The organism is Frankia sp. CoWAU3 (assembly GCF_977971855.1).
This window is the reverse complement of the sequence record NZ_CDWWXB010000091.1, coordinates 12,059-13,662: the sequence shown is the minus strand read 5'-3', so window position 1 is coordinate 13,662 and position 1,604 is coordinate 12,059. Positions and strand designations below refer to the sequence as shown.

The following is a 1,604-nucleotide window of genomic DNA, read 5'->3' as shown; positions in this document are numbered from 1 at the left end:
GGACGTAGACGCGGGTGCGGTGGGCACGGCGGGGCAGTCGGAAGTCACGGCCTGGGATTCTCGCCCGCGCGGTCCGGAGGCGAAGCAGCGCCGTCCGGCGGGTTCGGCGCCGGACCCGGTGTGGTGGCCGGGCCCAGCGGACCGGGGTCGCCAACGACCGGCAGCCGCATCCGCAGCAACGCCCCGCCACTCGGGGAACTCTCCGCGGTGACGGTACCCTCGTGGGTGTGCACGGCATCCGCGACGATCGCGAGGCCGAGCCCGGATCCGGGCAGGCCCCGCGCGGAGGTGGCCCGGTAGAAGCGGTCGAACACCTGCACGCGGTCCTCCGGCGCGATGCCCGGTCCGTCATCCGCGACGGTTACCTCGCCGTCCCGGGAGCCGACCCGGACGACGGAGGCGGGCGGCGAGAACTTCACGGCGTTGTCGAGCAGGTTGGTGATCGCCCGTTCGAGCATGTTCGCCCGCCCGTAGACCGTCGAGGGCGTCGCGTCGACCTCGATGCTGATGCTCTTGCCGGTGGCGCGGCGCCGGGCCCGTTCGGCCGCGGCTCGCACGATCTCCGCGAGATCGAGCCGTTCCACCTCCTCGGTAGGCGCCTCGTCCCGGGCGAGCTCGACCAGTTCGCTGACGAGGCCGGACAGTTCGCGCATCTGCGCGTCCACGTCGCGTAGCAGTGCCTCATGGTCGGCCGCGGGCAGCGCGCGATGCGGGTTCGCCTCGGCGCGCAGCAACAGTTCGATGTTCGTACGCAGGCTCGTCAACGGGGTGCGCAGCTCGTGGCTGGCATCGTCGACGAGCTGGCGCTGGCGGGCCCGAGATGCCTCCAGCGCGCGCAGCATGCTGTTGAGGCTCTCCGCCAGCCGGGTGATCTCGTCGGATCCGGTCACCGGGATGAGCGCCGACAAATTCTGGGTGCGAGCGACCTCCTCGGCTGCCGCGGCCGCGGCGTCAACGGGTTTGAGCGCGGCACGTGCCACGATCTGTCCGGCGAGCACCGAGCCGACCACCCCGACGATCCCGACGACAAGCAGCACCAGCGCGAGGTCGCGCAGGGTCCGGTCGACGTCGGTGGTCGGCCGCGCGAGCTGCAATGCACCGCCGGACGCGGGACGTTGCAGCGGAACCGTGACAAGCCGGTAGGACTGCCCGTCAACGGCGATCGTGCGCAGGTTCTGGGCCCGCTCCCGCCGGGCCACCTCGGCGTCGGCGGAGTCGACCGGGATCCGCACGCTGTTCCAGGACGAGACGGCGTTCTCCAGCGGATTGCCGGCGGCGTCGAGGAACTGGCCCTCCAGCCCGAAGCTGAACGCCTGCAGTTCCAGCCCCAGCGGGCTGGTCTGGATGGTGCGCGCCGACGCCTCAGCCTGCTCTACGAGCTGGTCGTCGATGGCCTGGTTCAGCACGATGCTGGTCGCCCCCAGCGACACCCCGGCGACGACCGTCACGGCGGCAGCCACCGCCATCCCGACGAGCAGGGCGAGCCGGGCCCGCAACGTCAGCTGACCGAGCGGGGAGGAAAACCGGATCCTGGGGTGACGTCCCGGGTGGACGCGCCGCGCGAACCCGTCCAACCGGCCGGCGCGCCCGTTCACCGCCGCATG

At 72.3% G+C, this 1,604-nt stretch carries 1 protein-coding gene; it reads right to left on the bottom strand.

Annotated features, from left to right (window positions below):
- Positions 1-44: 44 nt before the first annotated feature.
- Positions 45-1,595, bottom strand: a complete 1,551-nt coding sequence (locus tag AC08ON_RS10220) for a sensor histidine kinase (protein WP_476616853.1) — start codon at positions 1,593-1,595, stop codon at positions 45-47.
- Positions 1,596-1,604: the final 9 nt, after the last annotated feature.